The following is a 644-nucleotide window of genomic DNA, read 5'->3' as shown; positions in this document are numbered from 1 at the left end:
CGGGCCTTGGCGAGTGCGATATAGCCGGCGCCCAGGCGCTTTGCGGCGCGCAGCGCGGCTTCGTTCTCGCTGCCGTAGAGCAGGGTGTCCATCCGCGCCTTCTGATCGCCCGGCGTCAGCAGGGCGCCGAACTGGTCGAGCGCGTTGTTCTCGGTGTCCTCGGACATCGGATCGCTGCGCCAGGCCTCGCGCACCAGCCGCTCGGCATTGGCACGATCGCCGCGCGCCAGCATCGCCTTGGCGAGCGTGAAGCGGCCCTTGGCGGACACAGGAGATTCGTTCTCGAACCAGGACCATGCGACGGAATCGTCGCGCCTGTCGTCCCACATCGCGGCCTCGAGACGCCGGCGCAGGAAGGTCTGCGACGGCCAGCTCGGATTGGCGGAGAGGAAGGCGCGGTAGCGCTCCACGGTCGCGCCATTGTCCTCGCTGCGCAGGATGATCCATTCCGCGAGTTTTCGCGCGACCGGATCGGAGATGCTGGCGCTCGCGTTGGTGGCGTCACCCGCCTTGCGCTTGCGGACGAGCTCGATGACGCTCTCCAGCGTCTCCTTGTCGCCTTGGGACGTCGACGATGTCGCTGCCACCGCGGCCGGGACGACCGGCTTGCGCGGCGCGGCATGTTGGCGGGTCGCCGGAGCCAG

The 644-nt window shown here is 69.3% G+C and carries 1 pseudogene; it reads right to left on the bottom strand.

The features are described from left to right. Positions 1-644 (bottom strand): annotated as a pseudogene (locus MOV75_RS40915) (lytic transglycosylase domain-containing protein); the annotation flags it as partial.

Source organism: Bradyrhizobium sp. PRIMUS42 (genome assembly GCF_023006515.1).
In the GTDB taxonomy this organism is placed as follows: Bacteria; Pseudomonadota; Alphaproteobacteria; order Rhizobiales; family Xanthobacteraceae; genus Bradyrhizobium.
Note: the sequence above shows the minus strand (reverse complement) of the source record. Positions and strands in the feature narration are given on the sequence as shown.